Here is a 19,811-nt window from a genome sequence, read left to right on the forward strand (position 1 = left end):
TCCGGCGGCCGTCAGGCCGACGGAACCTCCAGATCGCACTTACCCATCACGGCATCGCGCAGGGCGCGCAAGAACGCGTCGTTCTCCTCACGTGAGCCGATGCTCACGCGCAGGCAGTCCTCCAAACCCGGCGCGCGCGAGAAATCGCGCACGAGCACGCCGCGGCCGTAGAGCATCTCCCAGATGATGCCGGCGTTCTCCAGGCGGAACAGCACGTAGTTCGCGTCCGACGGGTACGGCTTCACGCCGGGGATGCGCTTGAGGCCGTCGACGACGCGGGCGCGCTCCTCGATGATGGCGCGGATGCCCGGCTCGAACTTCGCGCGGTTCGCGTACACGACGCGCGCGATGGCCTGCGACACGGCGTCCACCGAGTACGGCTGGCGCACCTTGACGAACTCGCGGATGACCTCGGCGTCGCCCAGAAGGTAGCCCATGCGCACGCCGGCCAGGGAGAACGCCTTCGAGAACGTGCGCAGGATCACGAGGTTCTTGTGCTGTGCCAGATAGGGGCGCATTGTCTGGCGCGAGAACTCGAAGTACGCCTCGTCCACCATGACGAGCGCGTCGGTGGCATCGAGCAGCCGGCAGACGAACGTTTCGCCGGCCAGCTCGCCCGTGGGGTTGTTCGGGCTCGTGACCACGAGGTAGTCGATGCCGCCCTCGGCGACGCGCGCGAGCACGGCCTCCTCGTCGATGGAGAAGTCGGCACGCCGCGGCACGTTCGCCACCGTCGTGTTCGTGAGCCGCGCGTTCGCCTCGTACACCGAGAACGTGGGTGGCAGGTTGAGGAACGTGCGCCCCGGGCCGCCCCAGGCCAGCGCCATATTGAACAGCAGCTCGTCGCCGCCGTTACCCACGAGCACCTGGTCGCGGTCGAGCCCGTTCGCCTCGGCGATCATGTCGCGCAGATCGTTGGCCAGCGGGTCCGGGTAGCGGTTCAAGGCCACGCGCTTCACCTCGCGCATGATCTCGTGGCGCACCTCCTGCTCCACGTCGTGCGGGTTCTCGTTCGCCGAGAGGACGGCCTCGGCGGGCAGGTACTTCGGGTCGTAGGGCGTAAGGCCCGCGAGCTGCGGGGCCGAGCAGCACACGCTACGCATCGGCACCCCCGCTTCCCACGGCGCCGGCACCCGAGGCCGCGCCCGCAGGGCCGCCCTCCTCGCCGAACACGTTGCCCGTGCGCAACAGGTTCCGGCGCATCTCCACGCTCATGGCGTGGGCCCACAGGCCCTCGTGCCGCGCGATGGTGGTGACGGCGTCGGCGTCGCGGGCGAGCGCGGCCGGCGAGTACTGGATGACGCTCGACTTCTTCACGAACTCGTCCACCGACAGCGGCGAGGCATAGCGGGCCGTGCCGCCCGTGGGCAGCGTGTGGTTCGGCCCGGCCACGTAGTCGCCCACGGCCTCGGGCGTCCAGGCGCCCAGGAAGATGGCGCCCGCGTTGCGGATGGCGCCCAGGAGGTCGAAGGCGTGGTCGAGGTGCAGCTCCAGGTGCTCCGGCGCGATGACGTTCACGGCCTCGAGCGCCTGCGGGATGTCGCGGCACACCACGACGAGCCCCTGGTCGGCCAGCGACGCCGCGGTGATCTCGGCGCGCGTGGACGATTCCAGGTGTCGCTCCACGGCGCGCTCCACCTCGTCGGCGTAGGCTTCGTCGAACGTCACCAGGTAGCACGCCGCCAACGGATCGTGCTCGGCCTGGGCCATGAGGTCGATGGCCACGAGCGCCGGGTCGGCCGTGGCATCGGCCACCACGCACACCTCGGACGGGCCCGCGATCATGTCTATCCCGACATCGCCTGACACGACCTTCTTCGCTGCCGCCACGTAGGCGTTGCCGGGGCCGGTGATCTTCGCCACCGGCTCGATGGACTCCGTGCCGTACGCGAGCGCGGCCACGGCTTGCGCGCCGCCCACCGCGTAGATCTCCGTGACGCCCGCCAGGCGGCAGGCGTAGAGGATGGCCGGATCGAGCATGCCCGACTTCGCGGGCGGCGTCACGCACACGATGCGCGGCACGCCGGCCACGGCGGCGGGCAGGGCGTTCATGAGCACGGTGGAGGGATAGAGCGCGCGTCCGCCCGGCACGTAGATGCCCACGGACTCCAGCGGCTCCACCTTCGAACCAACGAGCGCGCCGTCCTCGCGCACGGTGAACCAGCTCTGCTGGCGCTGGCGCTCGTGGAAATCGCGGATCTGGCTCGCGGCCTGGCGCAGCGCGCGCGCCGTGCCGTCGTCCACGTAGGCCGCGGCCTCGTCGACGGCCAGCTGCGGCACGCGGAAATCCTCCAGGCGCACGCCGTCGAAGCGCTCCGTGTAGTCGCGCAGGGCGCCGTCGCCCCGCTCGCGCACGTCCTCGATGATGGCGGTGGCCGCCGTGAGCGCGGCGGCGTTGAACGCGCCGGTGCGCTTCAGGTGCTTGTTCGAGAAAACCTCGCCGGGTTCGAGTATCACACGACGCATGGGCTGCTCCTTATCCTTGTTTCGCCGGCGCCTGCGGCGCGGGGTCGTCCTGCGCCTGCGGGGCGGCCTGGACGGCCTGCGCGAGCGCCTGGGCCAATTGTACGATACGCTCGTCGGTGCGGAACGCGCACGCGTTCGCGAAGAACCGAGCGGTCGACGACAGCACCTCTTCGACCACCACGAGGTCGTTCTCGGCGAGCGTGGTGCCGGTGGCCGTGATGTCCACGATGCGCTCGGCCATGCCGGTGAGCGGCGCCAGCTCGATGTTGCCGTGCAGCTTCACGATCTCCACCTCCCGGCCCTGGCGGGCGAAGTGGGCGGCGGTGATGCCGGGGTACTTCGTGGCCACGCGGATGGAGCCGAGCTCGCGGTAGCGCTCGTCGGCCGCGCCCGCCGCGGCGGCCGGCTCGGCCACCACGAAGCGGCACGCGCCGAACGCCAGGTCCACCAGCTCCACGACGTCCGAATCGGCTTCCAGGAGCGAGTCCTTGCCGCAGATGCCGCAGTCCGCCGCTCCCAGCGCCACGAACGTCGGCGCGTCGGTGGGCCGCACGATGACGTACTCCACGCCCGGGTTCTTGATGATGAGCTGGCGGCCGGGGTTCGCGAGCCCCGCGACGTCGAGCCCCGCCGCGGCGAGCGCCGCGATGGCGTCGCCGTTGAGCGAGCCCTTGGGCACCGCGATGCGCAGCGACCGCCCGCTGGCCGGAACCGCGGGTTCGCCGGGCGCAGGTTGACAGTCCGCAGGTCCACCAAGGTCAGCGAGGGTTTCCCCGGTGCTCGAGATCGTGGGGATGCCGGAGGCGAAGCGTACTTCGGTACGCGAGCCTCCGGCAGCGCCGCGAGATCGGGTGCCGGGGGAAGCCGCAGCGTCGGCAGGTTCCGCCGGCTGATAAGCCGGCGGAACCGCCGCGGCGGCGGCCATGGCCTGCTCGAGGAAGAACGCGAAGCCGGCGGCGGGGCGGCTCTCGCCGTAGGCGGCTATCATGTTGTCGTAGCGGCCGCCGCTGCCGAGCGGGGTGCCGAGCCCCGGGGCGTACGCCTCGAACACGAGGCCCGTATAGTAGTCGAACGAGCTCATGACCGAGAAGTCCACGAGGATGCGCTCGCCCAAGCCCGCTTCCTCCAGCAGGTCGTACGTGCGGGCGAAGGCATCGAGGCCGTCCTCGCAGCCGAGCGGCGCCACGAGCGCGCGCACCTCGTCGATGGCCGCGCGCCCGCCGCGGATGCGCGGCAGCGCGCGGATGGCGGCCGCGAACACGGGCGGCGCCGAAGCGCGCGCACCCGGCTCCGCGTCCGGAGAGGGGCCGGCGCCCGCGGGCGCCGTCAGGCGGTCGAGCTCCACGAAGTTCGACACGTGGTAGGCGTCGAGCACCTGCTCCTTCCACCATGCGGGCGCCCCGCTCGCCTCGAGCAGCGCCCGCAGCACGCCCACCGTGGCCAGCGCCAGCGTGTAGCCGCGCGCGCCCGCCACGTCGAGCGCCTCGGCGAGCAGGCCCACGACTTCGGCGTCGGCCTCGGGGCCCTCCTCGCCGATGCACTCGATGCCCATCTGCGTGAGCTCGCGCGCCTTCGCCTGCATCTCCGCCTCGGCCTCGCGGAACACGCGTTGAAGGTAGCGGAACCTGAACGGCCCCGGCTGGCCTGCCAGGCGCGTTGCCGTCATGCGCGCGACCTGCAAGGTGACGTCGGGCCGCATGGCCAGAAGGTCGCCGCGCGCGTCGAAGAAGCGAAACGGGGAGCCGGCCAGGCGGCCGCCCGCCCGCATGACGTCCATGACCTCGAGCGTGGGAGTCTCGATAGGCAGGTAGCCGCGCGCCGCGAAGCGCTCCTGCACGGCGCGCGTGATGCGCTCGCGCTGCTGCGCCTCGTCCGTGAGCACATCGCGAAATCCTGCCGGTGTCACGTAATTCATAGGTTCGCGCTTCTTTCCCTCGTGGTTTTCCGGTGCGACGCGGCGATTCGACTCGATGATACCACTGGGCCGTGCGCCTGCAGCAGCACGCAGCCTCTTCCGCATCGCGTCGCTATACTTTAGCACAGTAGAGTGATAAAGCAATAGGAAATTTCCCTCTGCGGGCGGCCACGGCCCATCGGGCGCCGCCCCGGCGCCTTCGCCTAGAGCAGCGACATCTGCTGGGGAGCGAAGTCGTAGGTGCACAGCACCTCGTTCTCCACGAGCTCCACCTCGTGCGACTCCCAGTCTTTCAGGCACACGACGAAGCTCGCGCCGCCCTGCTCGAACACGATGGCGCTGCCCACCATGCCGATGCAGCGGCCGCCGCACACGTCGCGCGCGCCATCCGGCTGCTGGAGGTCGTCGCACGAGGGCGAGGGCCCGCCGAAATAGCACGGCGAGAAGTCCTGCACCGGCTCGGGCGCGAACCCGGCGCGCGCAACGGCCTCCACCTGCGCGAGGCGCGCGGCCTCGCGATCGAGCACGGCCGCCGCCTCGGCGGCATCGAAGCGCTCGTTCGCCAGCAGATCGGCCTTCTTGGACGCGCGCATGGTCTCGGCGATGCCGGGCTGCGCGCAGAGCGCCGCCTCCAGCTCGCGCGCCGCGTAGGCATCGTCGAACCGCCCGACGATGCGCCCGGCCCGCGCCCCCTGCTCCAGCAGGCGGCGGACGCCGCGCGACGCGGCCGTGATGCCCGCCTTCACGTGCGCCGGCGAGAAGTACGCCAGATAGGCGATATGCGGCTCGGCGTTGTAGGCGCGCTGCTGCGGGGAGACGAAGTCCGTGTGGTAGAACGAGGGGTTGAACCCGGTGGCCTCCTGGCAGGCCGGGCACACCGTGACCTTGGACTCGGGCGGCAGCTCCACGTCCAGCGGGCACGGCATCTTGGCATGGGTCTCCAAGTCGTGGCGCCCCACGCAGCGGCGCACGGGCAGGCGGCGCAGCGAGAACGTGCGCCCCCGCACGCTCACGCGCACCTGGACGTTGCGCACGCGGTCGTTCACCAGCAGGTAGGGGCCGTCCTCGTCGCAGCCGTGCCCGGCCAGCACGGCCGCACGTCCGGTTTCGATGTTGTCCATGTAAGTGACCTCGCGTTAACTGCTATGCATTCCGTCAGGTTTCGAGGGAATGATAGCGCACAAGGGGCATTAGCGGCGAGGGGGACGCGGCGAAAGACGGCAAAGCCCACAGAATTGCCGATGCGGCGCATGGCGCAGTGTCGGGCTCCGCCGAGTCGGCACCGAAGGCGGCAGGCGCGCGAACCGCACGCCTGCCGGAGGTCCCGCCTAATGCAAGGGATGGTCCACGATGGTGCACACGGGGTAGATGTCGTGCTTGTACTGCCATTCGCTAGCGCCACACGACCAGTGCTCCTCATGATGGCTCACCATCACGTCGCGCACCACCTGACCCGTTTTCATGTCGAACACGTCGAGCGTCATCGAGCGGACATGCTCGATGGCGGTGCGGTCCTTCAGCTTATGGTACGTGGCATCGCTCACCGCAATCATGTTCAAGGGAGTCTTATGCCAGTACAACCAAGCGGGGTGATGCTCGATGTTGCTGCCACCGCCATAGCAGCCGTCCAAGTTGAAGCCGAGCGCCTCAAGCTCCTTCCACAGGCTGTCCACCTCGGCATACGTTCCGCCAAGGCCGCGCACCTGGGGCAGGTTCGCCACCATCTGCTGGAATTGGGCCAGGTTGATGTCGCCATTGAATGTGTAGGGATACAGGCGATCCTTCTCCACCGAGGTATAGAAGTTCGGGCTCTTGTCCGCATAGATATCCTGCAGCATGTACTTGCCCAACGGATACGAGCGATTGTTCAGCAGGTTGCGGACGTATCCCGTAGCGTAACCGTCACCCGGCAGAGGTTCGGTGGCCTGTCGGTAGGCCGATTTCTTCGCGATGGTTGCCTTGCCCTTGCTGTCGGTTCCCACCTCGCCGGCAAGTTTCTTCACCACTTGCCCGGCCTGCTCCTTAAGCTCCCGCATGGAGCTGACGTATACGGCGTTGTCCCCTTCGCCGAACGGGTCGTCCGGATCCTCCTGCGAGGCTTTCACGTTCAGGTAGGCCATGGAGGCACCGTAGCCGTAGAGATAGGCCATCATGACGCTGGCCAGGTACTCGTCCTTCGCGACGAACGTCTCGGGATCCCAGTTGTAGTAGGTTTCGAGCCAATTGTAGTAATCGCTCACGATGCCTTTCTGGCCCGTGCCGAGGATCAGGGTGCCGAGGCTCCTCGTGTCGGTGTACACCGTGGTACCCAGCAGCTTGTCCTTCTTATCGATAGCGCTAGCGTACTGGTTGAGCAGCTTCTCGTTTGCCTTCATAACCGTAGCTAGATCATCATCCGCAGAGCCAGCGTCCAGCTTGCTGGCGAGTGTGGTGTACAGGCCGCCGTAGCTGCTCAGGTGGTCGATGCGCCACTTCACCTCGTACCATTCCGAGTCGAACCCGGCACGCTTGTCCACGGCCTGCAGCTCCACCGCCATACGGTCGATGCTCGTCTCCATGCGGGACAGCTGGCCCTTCATCTGCTGCAGCTCGTCGTAGATGTCCTGCAGCGTGATCTTGGGTGACGGATCGATCATAGCGGCGATGAGGCCGAGCAGCTCGCTGATGCCGCTGGCCGCGCCTTCGCCCCCTGCGCTGAACCATCCGATGGCGCTGACGATCTTCTCAAGCGCCTCGAACGCCTTTTTCGCGTCTTCCTCGGAGGAGCTCGCAACAGCTACGCCGTTCAGCTCGTCGAGCGAGGAGACATTCGAGAGGATTATCGCGCTGTTGCCCTGCTGTATGCCGTAAGCGTTTAGCACCGCACCGCCGACCAGGTCGACCTCACGGCCGCACATGAGCTGGGTGATCTCTACAAGGAACTGCTGCTCGGCCTCGGCCTCGCTTTGGTCGCTCTCCTTGAAGGGACCGTACCAGCTGGCCGCCGTGTCGGCATCGATATCGAACGTGAAGTCGAAGCCTCTCCCGTCGTCCAAGATGGATCCGAGCTCCACCTGGCTGTTTTCCAGAAGCCCGTTTTCCTTTTCTTGTCCAGGCAGGATAATCTGACGGGCCAGATCAGTCAGGTGCACCGACCCGTCCTTCGCACCGAGCGTCACTTTGCTGGTCACCGTGAGCGACCCGTCGGCGTTGCGGACAACGCCCGTCGCCTCCACCGCACCGTAAGGCACCGCACTCGCGGCCTCGGCCAAGGTACCCGCACGGCCTTCGATAGCATCCGCCGCCAAGCTGGCGCCCGCTTCGCCCACCAGCGCTGCGGGCGCAAGAAACAGCTGCGAGGCGTTCGGATCGAGTGCTGCTGACAGCGCTGCCACTTGATCGGACGCGATCGCCTGGTCCGCTCTCACCGTGAGCGTGCCCCGGCGGTTGTCGTCGGGGTCCACGCTGAACGAGGTTGCCGCAAGCCCCGCGCCGTCCCTGAAGAGCCAATCCTGCGCGCTAGCCGTGCAGGCGAAGCGCCCGTTCTCAACCGAAACCGGCAGCGTGAAGGCACCGTTCCCGTAAGAGCTTCCGTCGGCGTCGAAGGACAGGGTGGCCGCCTCCACCGACACCGCGGCACCGCCCACGGCGCGCCCGTCGGTGAAGGAGCCCTCGTCGAACACGATGAGCCCATCGCTGCCGGATGGCGCGCCGCCCTCCACGCGAACGACGGCCGTGTTGTCGCCGGTGCGCTCGACCGATGTCACCTGCAGCCCCTCGAAGGAGTCGCCCAGCCTGACGGTGGCAGAGGACAGCCCATCGGCGAAGGGAAGGTCGGAAACGACCTCCACCAGCGCGTACTTCGCGCTCGCGGGCACGGCCTGCCCGTCGGCCACGGCAACATTCGCCACAGGGGAGGCCGTTTCGTTGGAATTCCGGATGGTGAACGCCGCCGTTACCGTGGCGGCCGGCGAGGAGCACACGGCCTCCCCCAAAAACACCGTGGGTTCGGGCGAGCCGCCCTCGTCGCCGAACGCCTTGGCAGGAAGCGCTGGCGCAAGACCTGCAACCAGCACCGCCGCTAGAAGAACGGACATGCCGGAGCGGGACCGGCGGGCGCGCACGCGGTCGCGCGAAAGCGTGCCCGCGGCCAGAAGCACGAGGATTGCGGCCGCCAGAGCCGTGAGCGCCAAGGCCGCGCCCGGCGTGCCATCGCCGGTAGACGCGAGCGCCGTGCCGAAAAATCCTGCCTCGAATGCAACGGGAACCCGCAGCTCAAGCGTCTCGCCAACAGGCAGCGTCTCCCGCTCGGCAACGGTCGACGCGCCCTCGCCGGCCAACTTCATTCCCTGCGGCAGCCGCACCTCCAAGCGCGCGCCGCTCCAAGCAGCCGTTCCGTCGTTCGTCACGCGAAACGTAACCGTGGCGCCCTCGCCAGCGGCATAGGATTCTTTGTCGAACGAGCCCACCACCTGCGGCACCGCACCCCCTTCGGCCCAGGCGGCCTGCGGGCAGAGGGTGGGCAGCAGCGCGGCGGCCAGCAAGACCGCCACAGCCAGGAAGGCGCACGCCCGCATGCGGGAAGCTACCGCATCGCGGTATCGCGCAAGCACTTCCAATCGATCGGATCGCACAGATTCTGAAGGGCACGTCTCGACAGGCAGCATGGCAGTCTCTTTCACCGGGATGGACTCATTCCCATTATAAAAGCGCCCACACTGCCCCGATAACCGATTACGCAGCAGAACCGACCGTTTTCGAAAACAAACAGGCTCCCGCTCGAAACGAATTCGACGCTACGCCATGCCGGCTGCCTGCATTGCCTGAACGGTCAGGAACATGTTGTAGGAGAAGTACACGGCCACGACCACGTAGACGCTTGCGAGCACCTTGGCCACCACGTGCCAACCGCTGCGCCACACCAGCACGATGCCCACCGGCCAAAAGACGAGCAGGAAGAACACGATCCAGAACGTCTGCTGGTGCCATTTCTTCGGGTTGGGGTCCTCCATCAGGTCGTTCGCGTTCTGGCGCAGGTCCTTGCGCTGCCAGTCGCCCGCGCGTCGACTCTCGTCAGCCATGCCGCTCCCTTCCCTCGAGCGCGCAGCCGCGCGCTTCCGCGTTTCCTGCCATCCTACCACGTTGGCGTGCCGGGCGCTGGGCGTTGGCATTCCGTTACCGGAACGCCAGACCACCGCCCACGCGCCCGACGAAGAACACGCGCCGCCGTCAGTTCAGCCCCGCGTACTCTACCTCTATCTGGTCGTCCAGATATTCCTTCACCGGCGGTTTGCCGTACTCCTTCAGCTCCTCCACATGCCAGCACTCGGTGGGCGGCAGCCCCTCGATGGTGTCCGCCACGAACACCGGGTCCTTGCCCGCCTTGCGCTGCGCCGTGTAGTCGTCGAGCACCTTGAGCGCCCACTTCCCCAGAAGCATGATGGCCACGAGGTTCACCATAGCCATGAAGCCCATGAAGATGTCGGCAAGGTTCCATGCGAGGTCGAAGCTGTTCACCGCTCCGTAGAAGATGATGCCCAGGCACACGATCCGGAACACGAACAAGAGCGCCCTGCTGTTGCCCTTGATGAAGCGCAGGTTGCTCTCGGCGTAGAAGTAGTTGCCGATGAGGCTGGAGAACGCGAAGGCGAAGATGGCGAACGTGATGAAGTGGATGCCCATCTCGCCCACCGAGTTGTTCACCGCCATCTGCACGAGCGGCATGCCGTTGAGCGCGGCGGCGGCCTCGGGGTCCTGCACGTAGAACACGAGCACCATCATAGCCGAGCACGTGCAGATGAGCAGCGTGTCGATGTACACGGACAGGCTCTGCACGAGGCCCTGCTTGCAGGGATGCGACACGCTGGCCGTGGCGGCGGCGTTGGGCGCGGAACCCATGCCGGCCTCGTTGGAGTACAGGCCGCGCTTGATGCCCAGCATCACGACCGAGCCTGCGAACCCGCCGAAGATGGCCTGGAAGTCGAACGCCGAGGCGAGCACCATGCCGAACACCTTCGGCAGCTCGCCGATGTTGGCGATGGTGGTCCACACCGCGATGGCGATGTAGCCGACGGCCATGATGGGCACGATGATGGAGGTGATGACGCTGATGCGCTTCGCCCCGCCGAAGATGACGAACGCCGTCATCACCGCCAGCACGATGCCGCAGGCGATGGCCGCGCCGTTCGTAGCGTAGTCGGGGATGTAGTACTCGAGCGACGACGTGGCGTTGAAGGCCTGCAGCCCGTTGAACCCGAACGCGAAGCACAGGATGAGCAGCACGGCGAACAGGATGCCCAGCCAGCGCTTCCCGAGCGCCTGCTCGATGTAGTAGGCGGGGCCGCCGCGGAACTCGCCCTCCTTGCCGCGCACCTTCCAGATCTGGGCGAGCGTGGACTCAACGAACGCCGACGCCGCGCCGACGATGGCCATGAGCCCCATCCAGAACACGGCGCCCGGGCCGCCGGTCGCAATGGCCGTGGCCACGCCGGCGATGTTGCCCGTGCCCACGCGCGACGCCGTGGACACCATGAGCGCCTGGAACGACGAGATGGACCGCTCGCCCTCCACATGCTTCTTCTCGGTCAGCTGCGAGAACATGTCCTTGAGGTAGCGCAGCTGCACCGCCTTCGTGCGGATGGTGAAGTACACGCCCACCACCACGAGCAGCAACAGCAGGATGTACGTGTACAGAAACCCGCTCAACTCCCCGGTGAACCCGACGAGCCATTCGTTGAAGTCCATTGGAATCCCCTTTTCCCTCAAAGCGGAGGCGCGCCCTCACCCCTGGCGCGCCTCCGCAACCTTGTCTGCTAGCGCAATCCTTTTAGCCGAGCTTCTTCGCCAGAAGCTCGTTGATGAGTTTCGGGTTGCCTTGGCCGCGCATCTCCTTCATGCACTGGCCCACGAAAAAGCCGATGAGGCCCGTCTTGCCGCCCTGGTACTGGGCCACCTTGTCCGGATTCGCGGCCAGCACGGCGTCCACCACGGCCTCGATGGCGCCGGTGTCGGACACCTGCTCCATGCCGCGCTCGGCCACGATGGCGTCCGGGTCCTTGTCCTCGTCGAGGATGGCGGCGAACACAACCTTCCCCTGCTTGGACGAGATGGCGTCGGCGGCGACCAGCTTCACGAGGCCGAGAGCGCGCGCAGGCGTGAGCGCCGTGTCGGCGAGCTTCACGCCGTCTTGCGCGTTCAGGTAGGCGGTCACGTCGTTGATGACGAGGTTAGCCACCGGCTTCGCGAGCTTGGCCGCCTCGTCGCCGGCCAGTTCCATGCACGCCTCGAAGAAGTCGGCCGTCTCGCGATGCTCCACGAGGTGGCGCGCGTCGTAGGGCGTGAGGCCGAACGCGTCCTCGAAACGGGCCGCCTTCTGGTCGGGCAGCTCGGGAAGCTTGGCGCGCACCGACTCGATCCACTCGTCGGTGAGGTCGTAGGGCGCGAGGTCGGGGTCGGGGAACAGACGGTAGTCGTCGGCCGTCTCCTTCACGCGCATCACGATGGTGCGCTTCTTGGAGGGGTCCCAGTGCCGCGTCTCCTGGAAGATCTGGCCGCCCTCCTCGAGCACCTCCGCCTGGCGGCAGATCTCGTAGGCCAGGCCGTCGTGGAGGTTCTTGAAGCTGTTCATGTTCTTGAGCTCGGTCTTCACGCCGAACTCCTTGGCCCCGCGGCGGCGTAGGCTCACGTTGCCGTCGCAACGCATGGAGCCCTCCTCCATCGAGCAGTCCGAGATGCCCAGCGCCAGGTAGATCTGGCGCAGCTTCTGCATGAACAGGCGCGCCTCCTCGGGCGTGCGCAGGTCGGGCTCGGTGACGAGCTCGGTGAGCGGGGTGCCCGCGCGGTTGTAGTCCACGAGCGAGTGCGTGGCGCCGGCGATGCGGCCCTCGCCGCCGCCGATGTGCACCATCTTGCCCGCGTCCTCCTCCATGTGGATGCGCGTGATGCCCACGTGCGCGGTGTAGCCGTCGGTCGTGCGCGTCACGTTGCCGCGGCTCTCGCCCACCGCAAGGCCGTCCAGGTCGGCGCGCTCCTTCGCGGCCGCGCCGTCCACGTCGAGGTCCAGGTGCCCGCGCATGCAGAAGGCCACCGGGCCCTGCGTGGTCTGGTAGTTCTTCGACATGTCGGGGTACATGTAGGTCTTGCGGTAGAACATCGAGTGCTTCTCGATGTCGCAGTTCGTGGCCAGGCCCGCCAGCACGATGGACTCGATGGCGGCGCGGTTCGGCACGGGCAGCGCGCCCGGCATCCCCAAGCACACGGGGCAGGTGTGCGTGTTCGGCTCGGCGCCGAACTCCAGCTTGCAGCCGCAGAACATCTTCGTGTCGAGCGTCGTGAGCTCCGCGTGGATCTCCAGGCCGATGACGGCCTCCCAATCTTGCAGGACCTCTTCGAGCTTGCGCATGGCTACTCACCCGCCTTTCCGTCGGCGAAGGCCGGCGCCACGGGGGCCGTGCCGTACACCGTCTCGAGCGCCGCGGCAGCGCGGAACATGTTCTCGTCCTTGAACGCCGGCGAGATAAGCTGCACGCCCACCGGCAGGTGCGTGTCGGCGCCCAGGCCCACCGGCAGGCTCATGCCGCCGTTGCCCGCGATGTTGATGGAGATGGTGAACATGTCGGACAGGTACATGTCCGTAGGGTCGCTCACCTCGCCGAACTTGAACGACGTGCGCGGCGACACGGGCGCAAGGATGCAGTCGACCTGCTCGTAGGCGCGCGCGTAGTCCTGCGTGATGAGCGTGCGCACCTGCTGCGCCGGATAGTAGTACCGGTCGTACACGCCGGCGGACAAGAGGTAGCTGCCGAGCATCACGCGGCGGCGCGTCTCGGGGCCGAAGCCCACGGCGCGGCTCGCCTCGTACTGGCTGTTCAGGTCCGTATGGCCGGGATCGCAGTAGCCGTAGCGCACCGAGTCGAAGCGGGCCAGGTTGCTGAAGGCCTCGCAGGGGCCCAGCACGTAGTAGGCGCTCATGGCGGCCTGCGCGTTGGGCAGCTCCACCTCCACGAGCTCGGCGCCCAGCGCGCGCAGGTGCTCGGCGGCTTCCTCCACCTTGGCCTTGACCTCGGGCGTGAGGCCCTTGGCCTCCATGAACGCGGGCACCACGCCTATGCGCATGCCGCGCACGCCCTCGGCGAGGTTCGCCGTGAAGTCGGTGCCGACGTCCTGGCTCGTGCAGTCGAGCACGTCGCGTCCGGCGATGGCGTTCATGGCGAGCGCCGCGTCCTCCACCGAGCGCGCGAACGGGCCCACCTGGTCGAGCGAGCTGCCGAAGGCCACCACGCCGTAGCGCGAGACCACGCCGTAGGTGGGCTTCACGGCCACCGTGCCGCAGAAGCTGCCGGGCTGGCGGATGGAGCCGCCCGTGTCCGAGCCGAGCGTGACCGTGGCCAGGCCCGCGGCCACGGCGGCGGCGCTGCCGCCCGACGAGCCGCCGGGCACGCACGTGACGTCCCACGGGTTCCTCGTGGGACCGAAGGCGCTCGTCTCCGTGGAGGAGCCGAACGCGAACTCGTCCATGTTGAGCTTGCCGAGCGGGATGCCGCCGGCTGCGATGGTGCGCTCGACGCACGTGGCCGTGAAGGGCGAGACGTAGTTCTCGAGCATCTTGGACGAGCACGTGGTATGGGTGCCCGCCAGGTTCATATTGTCCTTGAAAGCCACGGGCACGCCGGCCAGCGGACCGAGCTCGTCCAGCGTGCCGGCGGCCACGGCCGCGTCGATGCGCGCGGCGGCGTCGAGCGCCAGCTGCCCGGTGGTCTCGAGGAAGGCGTTGAGGTCCTTGTTCGCAGCGTCGATGCGTGCGAGCGAGCCCTCGGCGACCTCGCGCGCGCTGAAGTCCTTGGCGGCGAGTCCCGCGCGGATCTCGCGGGCGCCCATCGCGCCGAACGCGGAAGCGGATGCGGCACCCATCAGCGATCACCCCCTTCTCCCAGGATGGACGGGATGAGGAAGCAGCCGTCCTGCTGCTTGGGTGCGTTCTCGAGCGCCTCCTCCTGCGTGAAGGAGGGTGCCTCCACGTCGTCGCGCATAACGTTCGACAGGCTGCCGATGGGGTGGAACGTGGGCTCCACGCCTTCCAGGTCGTACTCGGTGATGGGCGCGAGGCTGTCGATGATGGCGTTCAGGTCGACCGTCATCTGTGAAACCTCCTCGTCCGTGAGGCCGATGCGCGTGTACTCCGCGATGTCGCGCACATCATGTTCGGTTACATGTTGGGTCATGGGGTGGCTCTTCCCTTCTCGTTTTCACGCATCGGCCCGCGGCAAGCACCGGCAGAACCGAAGGTGGAACAGGTGAAAACATAACGTCGCCCATGATAGCAAAGGAAGGCTCGCTGCGGGTGCGGCGACGCAAGGAAACAACGGCCCGCACCCTGTGCACCCGCCGCGAAATATAAGATAACTTTTTAAGTAATTATTTCCCAACCGTTTTTTCATTGCCCAACTATCCGTCTTTCGTTTTTCGGCCATCATCCGTCTTTCGTTTTTACGGCCATCGAGCTTTTATTCATCCGAGCATCGTGCTTTCGTTTATCAGGTTCCGGACGCCCCAGTTTCCACGACCTACCCCCTACCACCTCTTTCGCCGCCGAGTGGCGCGGCAAACCATCGGGAGTGAAGATCAGTCATGTTTCACGTGAAACATTTGTTCTTAAATTCCCTTTAAACGGTGAACACACATAGATTGCCGCCGTTGTATGCGAATACAGGCCGAAGCGCGCGGACGGGCGAAGCGGGCGAACTGACACGGCAGTTTTTTCGCTGATCGGTTTTTTGAATACCCGTTGACGCCCGATACTATGCGTTGTATAGTATCGGGCGAAAGGAGGTATGCAATGGACGCACAGATGAAGCGAGGCTTCCTCGAAGTCTGCGTGCTCGCCTCGATCAACCGGCAGGACTCCTACGGCTACCAGATAGTGAAAGACGTGCCCGCGATCCTGAACCTGACCGAGTCGACGCTCTATCCCCTGCTCAAACGATTGGAGGCGGCAGGGCTGCTCACGACGTACTCCGTCGAGCACAGCGGGCGGCTGCGCAAGTACTACCGCATCACTGAGGCGGGCGTGCGCCATATCGACGAGTTCCTGCGCGAGCGGGACGACGTCGTCTCCATCTACGATTACGTGAAACGAGGTGCCAGACAATGAACAAGACCGAGTTCTCCGACGCGCTGCGGCGCGCGCTCGGCAAGCTGCCGTCCTACGAGGTGGAGCAGTCGATCGCCTTCTACTCGGAGATGATCGACGACCGCGTGGAGGACGGCATGAGCGAGGCCGACGCCGTGGCGGCGCTCGGGCCCGTGGGAGCCATCGCCGCGCAGATCATCGCCGAGACGCCGGTCATACCGAAGGCCATCGCCAAGGCGAACACCGGCAGCCGCACGCTCAACGTGGTGCTGCTCGTGGTGTTCTCGCCCATCTGGGTTCCCCTGGTGCTGGCGCTGATCGTGGCAGCCTTGATGGTGCACCTGTCCATCTGGATGGTCATCGTGGCGCTGTGGGCGACCGTCGCCACGCTGCTTTTGTGCGGCCCCATCGGGATCGTGGGCCTGGTGTGGTGCCTTGCCACCGGCTACCCGCTCACGGCCGCCTGGCTTCTGGGTTGCGGGATGGCCGCCGCGGGGTTGGGGCTGTTCGCCCTGTTCGGCGTCCTCGCCGCCAGCAAGGGGCTCGTGCAGCTCACCCACTCGTTCGCCCGCTGGATCAAGGGGCTGTTCGTGAAGAAGGTGCGCGGGGACGGCCCGGCCGCGCCGCCGTATGCTTACGCGCCTGGCTCGCCGGCCGTGCCGGTTGCCGCCGGCGCCCCGCCCGCCCCGCCGTACGGGGCGCCCTACCCCGGCGGCGCCTACGCCGCAGCCCCCTGCCCCGGCGCGTCCTCCCCTGTCGCCGCGCAGGGCACCGTCCCCTTCCCGACCGCGCCGAACGCACCTGCGGCGGGATACCCGGCCTCGGAAGGAGCGCAGAGCCATGACAACCGCGCGTAAAGCAGTCCTGATCGTCGCTACCGTTCTACTGGTCGGCGGCTCAGCGCTCGCCCTCGGGGCGTTCGCCGCGGCGGACTTCCGCTTCGAGAACCTGTCGAACGACACGCGCGACTGGGCATCGACCACGCTTACGCTGGACGCGGAGAGCGAAACGCCCCATACGGCCATCGTGGTGAGCGATCGGGACGAGGGGGTGCGCTTCGAGCCGGCCGACGGCGACGCCATCGAGGTCGTGTACTGGACCAGCAGCGAGAAGGCCGTGGACGTCGTCGACGAGGGCGGCACGCTTGCGATAACCGGCCGAGGCACGTCGCTTGCTGGCTTCCAGTTCATGAAGGTAGGTTTTCAAGACCATGCCACCGTGGTGAAGGTGCCGCGCAGCTACACGGGCTCCCTAACCGTGGAGACGAGCAGCGGCAGCATCGACGTGGCGGACCTCGACGGCCTCGGGTCCGTAGCGCTCTCGGCGAACAGCGGCTACGTGTCGGCCATGCGCGTAAGCGCAGGCAGCGTCGATCTGAAGACCTCGAGCGGCAACATCGTCGCGGTTGGCGTGGAGGCCGAGGCCTTCTCGGCACGGGCATCGAGCGGCTCGCTCTCCTTCGACGACGTGGAGGCATCCTCGTTCGAGGCGAGGACTTCGAGCGGGGACCAGAGCCTGGGAGACGTGCGCGCGAACACGTTGAGCGCCCGCAGCTCGAGCGGCGACATAGAGACGGCGGTCATCGACGCGGAGGGCGTCGAGCTGGAAGCGTCGAGCGGGTCGATCCATGCCCTGTTCGCCGGCACGGCGGCCGACTACGACACCACGGCCTCCTCGTCGAGCGGGCACGTGAGCGCCCCGAACGGCACGACGGGGGCCGCCAAGCGCATCGTCGCGAGCACCACGAGCGGCAGCATCGACCTGAGGTTCATGCGCGACGGCGCGACGCTCGACGGCTCCGAGGGCGTCGACCGAGACGCCCCGGCAGACCGCTCCGCACCCCAAGCGCCGGCTGCCCCGGAGGCACCGGCCGCGCCCAAGGCCCCTGCAGCCTCGTAAGGGCGGCCGACCACGCCTCGCAGCCCGCGGCGCCTTCCGGGCCCGCGGGCTGCACGCGCCCGGCGCCCGTTACCCCTCTTGCCCCCAGGCCGCCAGCTCGGCGAGGAACGCCTCGCCGTAGCGGGCGAGCTTCGTGGCGCCCACGCCGGAGACGTCCAGGAACTCGTCCTCGGTGGCGGGGCGCTTGGCGCACATGTCGCGCAGGGTGGCGTCGGAGAACACGATGTAGGGCGGCACTTCGGCCTCGTCGGCCAAGCGCTTGCGCAGCGTGCGCAAGCGCTCGAACAGCTCCGGGTCGGCCTCGCCCGACGCGGCCGCCGTGCCCGAGGCGCCGAACGCGCGGCCGGCGCCCGCCCCGGCACTCCGCACGCGGTCGGCCTTGCGCACGACCTTCTTCATGGTGAGCGAGAAGCCCTCCCCCGCCGCCTCGCGGGCGCGCGGGCCGAGGCCCACCGTGGGGTACGTTCCCTCGGTTATGACGAGGTAGCCCCCGGCGGCCAGAAGCTCGATGACTTCTTTAACCTGTGCGGCGGAGGCATCCACCGTGTCGTAGCTGGCCGCCTCGTCCAGGTGCAGGTCCAGCACCCTCGCGCTCTTCGTCCCGCGCAGCACGTCCACCACGAGCCCCTTGCCGAAGCGCCCGCGCAGCTCCTGCACGCAGCGCATGACCGCGCGCGCCGTATTCGTGACGTCCACGGCATCGAAGACCCCTTCGCAGTTGGAACAGTTGTTGCAGCCGTCGGCGGGAGTCCCGACGCCGCCCGCGGGCTCGTCGAGCGCGACGTAAGCCTCCTGAACCCTGCCCCGAGCCTCCGCGGGAGCCATCTCGTCCTCGCCGAAGTACTTGAGGATGTACCTGCGCAGGCAGCCCGTGGTATGGCAGTAGCCCACCATGGCCTCCAGCAAGCGGCGGCGCGAGGCGCGCACGGCGTCGGCCTCCTCGAGGGTGAGCTCCTCGTTGCCCGACTCCTGCTCGATAAAGAAGCGGCAGGTGGACACGTCGCCGTCGCTCCACAGGAGCATGCACGTGGACGGCTCGCCATCGCGCCCGGCGCGCCCGGCCTCCTGGTAGTACGCCTCGATGCTGCCGGGCATGTTGTGGTGCACCACATAGCGCACGTTCGACTTGTCGATGCCCATGCCGAACGCGTTCGTAGCCACCATGACCGGCGCGTCGTCGGCGATGAACGCCCGCTGGCTCTCGGCGCGCTCGGCGGCCGGCATGCCGGCATGGTAGCGCGCCGCCCGCACGCCGGCGGCGACGAGCGCGGCGTGCACCTTGTCGGTGTCCTTGCGGGTGGAGCAGTACACGATCCCCGAGTCGCCCGGGTGCGCCAGCGCGTAGCCCCCGATCCAGGCGAGCTTGCGCTTGGGCTCCATGCGCTCCACGCCGAAGTACAGGTTCGGACGGTCGAACCCCGTGACCACCTCGTAGGGGTCGCGCAGGTCGAGCAGGCGCACGATGTCGCGGCGCACGCGCTCGGTGGCCGTGGCCGTGAAGGCCGCCACGACGGGCCGATTCGGCAGCTGCTCGATGAAGTCGCCCACGGCCAGGTACGACGGGCGGAAGTCCTGCCCCCACTGCGACACGCAGTGCGCCTCGTCCACGGCCACGAGCGGGATGGCGGCCTCGCGTGCGAACTCGAGGAAGCGCGGGTCGGCCAGGCGCTCCGGCGCCACGTACATGATCTGGTAGGCGCCCGCCAGCGCACGGCGCAGCACGGTGGCCTGTTGGCCGGGCGTGAGCGTGGAGTTGAGGTAGGCGCCGCGCACGCCCGCGTCGAGGAGCGCGCGCACCTGGTCGCCCATGAGCGACACGAGCGGGCTCACCACGAGCGCGAGCCCCGGCAGCACGATGCCGGGCACCTGGTAGCACACCGACTTTCCCGCGCCCGTGGGCATGACCGCGAGCGCGTCGCGGCCGGCAAGGATCGCCTCCACCACGCCCTGCTGCCCCGGACGGAACTCCTCGTAGCCGAAATGCTCCCGCAGTGCCGCTTTCGCAGCCGACTCCCCAACCATGGGCCCTTCCCTCTCCGGGCGCTCGCGCCCTCGCTCGTCACGCCATCATACCGCAAACGGCCGAAAAGACGGGCTTGCGCCGGGCGTTGCGGTGTGTATAATGCAGGGTGTCAGCGGTGCCCGCGGGGTTGGAAGTCCGGGCGGGTGACGCGGGACTTGGTTAGGCGGTCAGAGTGCTAGCTCGACCGCCTTTTTGGTGCTCGTTTCGCCTTGCCCCTCGCTTTCCGTTTTCGCTGCGACCAGTCGTAGGCTGCCAGAAGAAATGACAAGATGGAACAGAGTCCTGCGATCAGGTTGAAACTATCCATAGGGTCCTCCTTATCTCTAAGGCGTCACCCGCTGGAAGCGGACACCGCTGTCGCGAGGCATTCTAGCACGTTCCGCACTGGTTTCACATGGTGA

General features: G+C 67.7%; 14 protein-coding genes. 3 read left to right on the forward strand and 11 right to left on the reverse strand.

Going from position 1 to position 19,811, the window contains the following annotated elements; genetic code table 11:
* Nucleotides 1-11 precede the first annotated feature (11 nt).
* The 10 genes from hisC to gatC form a co-directional block, all read right to left on the reverse strand.
* Nucleotides 12-1,103 (reverse strand): histidinol-phosphate transaminase, encoded by a 1,092-nt coding sequence (gene hisC / locus C1877_RS04245; protein WP_114568562.1) that lies wholly within the window; start codon nucleotides 1,101-1,103, stop codon nucleotides 12-14.
* Complete coding sequence (hisD, locus tag C1877_RS04250) at nucleotides 1,096-2,466, reverse strand: histidinol dehydrogenase (RefSeq protein ID WP_041239734.1); 1,371 nt, start codon at nucleotides 2,464-2,466, stop codon at nucleotides 1,096-1,098. Before hisD ends, hisC begins: the two co-directional genes overlap by 8 nt.
* A 10-nt stretch (nucleotides 2,467-2,476) precedes the next feature.
* Nucleotides 2,477-4,381: an ATP phosphoribosyltransferase regulatory subunit gene (gene hisZ, locus C1877_RS15615; protein WP_244909789.1), complete on the reverse strand. Its 1,905-nt coding sequence runs from the start codon at nucleotides 4,379-4,381 to the stop codon at nucleotides 2,477-2,479.
* Between the two features lie 203 nt (nucleotides 4,382-4,584).
* Nucleotides 4,585-5,502 carry a DUF2797 domain-containing protein gene (locus C1877_RS04265; RefSeq protein ID WP_114568475.1) on the reverse strand — a complete coding sequence of 306 codons (918 nt, stop codon included), beginning with the start codon at nucleotides 5,500-5,502 and terminating at the stop codon, nucleotides 4,585-4,587.
* 207 nt (nucleotides 5,503-5,709) lie between these two features.
* Nucleotides 5,710-8,937 (reverse strand): hypothetical protein, encoded by a 3,228-nt coding sequence (locus C1877_RS04270; RefSeq protein WP_015540373.1) that lies wholly within the window; start codon nucleotides 8,935-8,937, stop codon nucleotides 5,710-5,712.
* A 219-nt stretch (nucleotides 8,938-9,156) separates the two neighbouring features.
* The gene (locus C1877_RS04275) at nucleotides 9,157-9,441 is read right to left on the reverse strand and encodes a hypothetical protein (RefSeq protein ID WP_015540374.1); all 285 of its coding nucleotides are present in this window, start codon (nucleotides 9,439-9,441) and stop codon (nucleotides 9,157-9,159) included.
* 148 nt (nucleotides 9,442-9,589) lie between these two features.
* A complete protein-coding gene (locus tag C1877_RS04280) occupies nucleotides 9,590-11,104 on the reverse strand; it encodes an alanine/glycine:cation symporter family protein (protein ID WP_015540375.1) in 1,515 nt (504 codons plus the stop codon).
* 82 nt (nucleotides 11,105-11,186) lie between these two features.
* Nucleotides 11,187-12,761, reverse strand: a complete 1,575-nt coding sequence (gene gatB, locus C1877_RS04285) for an Asp-tRNA(Asn)/Glu-tRNA(Gln) amidotransferase subunit GatB (RefSeq protein ID WP_015540376.1) — start codon at nucleotides 12,759-12,761, stop codon at nucleotides 11,187-11,189.
* A 2-nt stretch (nucleotides 12,762-12,763) separates the two neighbouring features.
* Nucleotides 12,764-14,269 (reverse strand): Asp-tRNA(Asn)/Glu-tRNA(Gln) amidotransferase subunit GatA, encoded by a 1,506-nt coding sequence (gatA, locus tag C1877_RS04290; protein WP_114568476.1) that lies wholly within the window; start codon nucleotides 14,267-14,269, stop codon nucleotides 12,764-12,766.
* A complete protein-coding gene (gatC, locus tag C1877_RS04295) occupies nucleotides 14,269-14,580 on the reverse strand; it encodes an Asp-tRNA(Asn)/Glu-tRNA(Gln) amidotransferase subunit GatC (protein WP_041239741.1) in 312 nt (103 codons plus the stop codon). Before gatC ends, gatA begins: the two co-directional genes overlap by 1 nt.
* Nucleotides 14,581-15,194: 614 nt before the next feature.
* On the opposite strand from gatC, the gene C1877_RS04300 reads away from it, so the two are divergent.
* The 3 genes from C1877_RS04300 to C1877_RS04310 are packed head-to-tail and all read left to right on the forward strand — an operon-like array spanning nucleotide 15,195 to nucleotide 17,387.
* Nucleotides 15,195-15,509, forward strand: coding sequence for a PadR family transcriptional regulator (locus C1877_RS04300; RefSeq protein WP_015540377.1), 315 nt, complete (start codon nucleotides 15,195-15,197; stop codon nucleotides 15,507-15,509).
* Nucleotides 15,506-16,345 (forward strand): DUF1700 domain-containing protein, encoded by an 840-nt coding sequence (locus C1877_RS04305; RefSeq protein WP_114568477.1) that lies wholly within the window; start codon nucleotides 15,506-15,508, stop codon nucleotides 16,343-16,345. Before C1877_RS04300 ends, C1877_RS04305 begins: the two co-directional genes overlap by 4 nt.
* Complete coding sequence (locus C1877_RS04310; protein WP_114568478.1) at nucleotides 16,329-17,387, forward strand: DUF4097 family beta strand repeat-containing protein; 1,059 nt, start codon at nucleotides 16,329-16,331, stop codon at nucleotides 17,385-17,387. The genes C1877_RS04305 and C1877_RS04310 overlap by 17 nt, the downstream gene beginning before the upstream one ends.
* Nucleotides 17,388-17,456: 69 nt before the next feature.
* Here the strand turns inward: C1877_RS04310 and C1877_RS04315 are convergent, their stop codons facing one another.
* Complete coding sequence (locus C1877_RS04315) at nucleotides 17,457-19,409, reverse strand: RecQ family ATP-dependent DNA helicase (protein ID WP_114568479.1); 1,953 nt, start codon at nucleotides 19,407-19,409, stop codon at nucleotides 17,457-17,459.
* Nucleotides 19,410-19,811: the final 402 nt, after the last annotated feature.

Origin of the sequence: Gordonibacter pamelaeae (assembly GCF_003340385.1) — a bacterium.
In the GTDB taxonomy this organism is placed as follows: Bacteria; Actinomycetota; Coriobacteriia; order Coriobacteriales; family Eggerthellaceae; genus Gordonibacter; species Gordonibacter pamelaeae.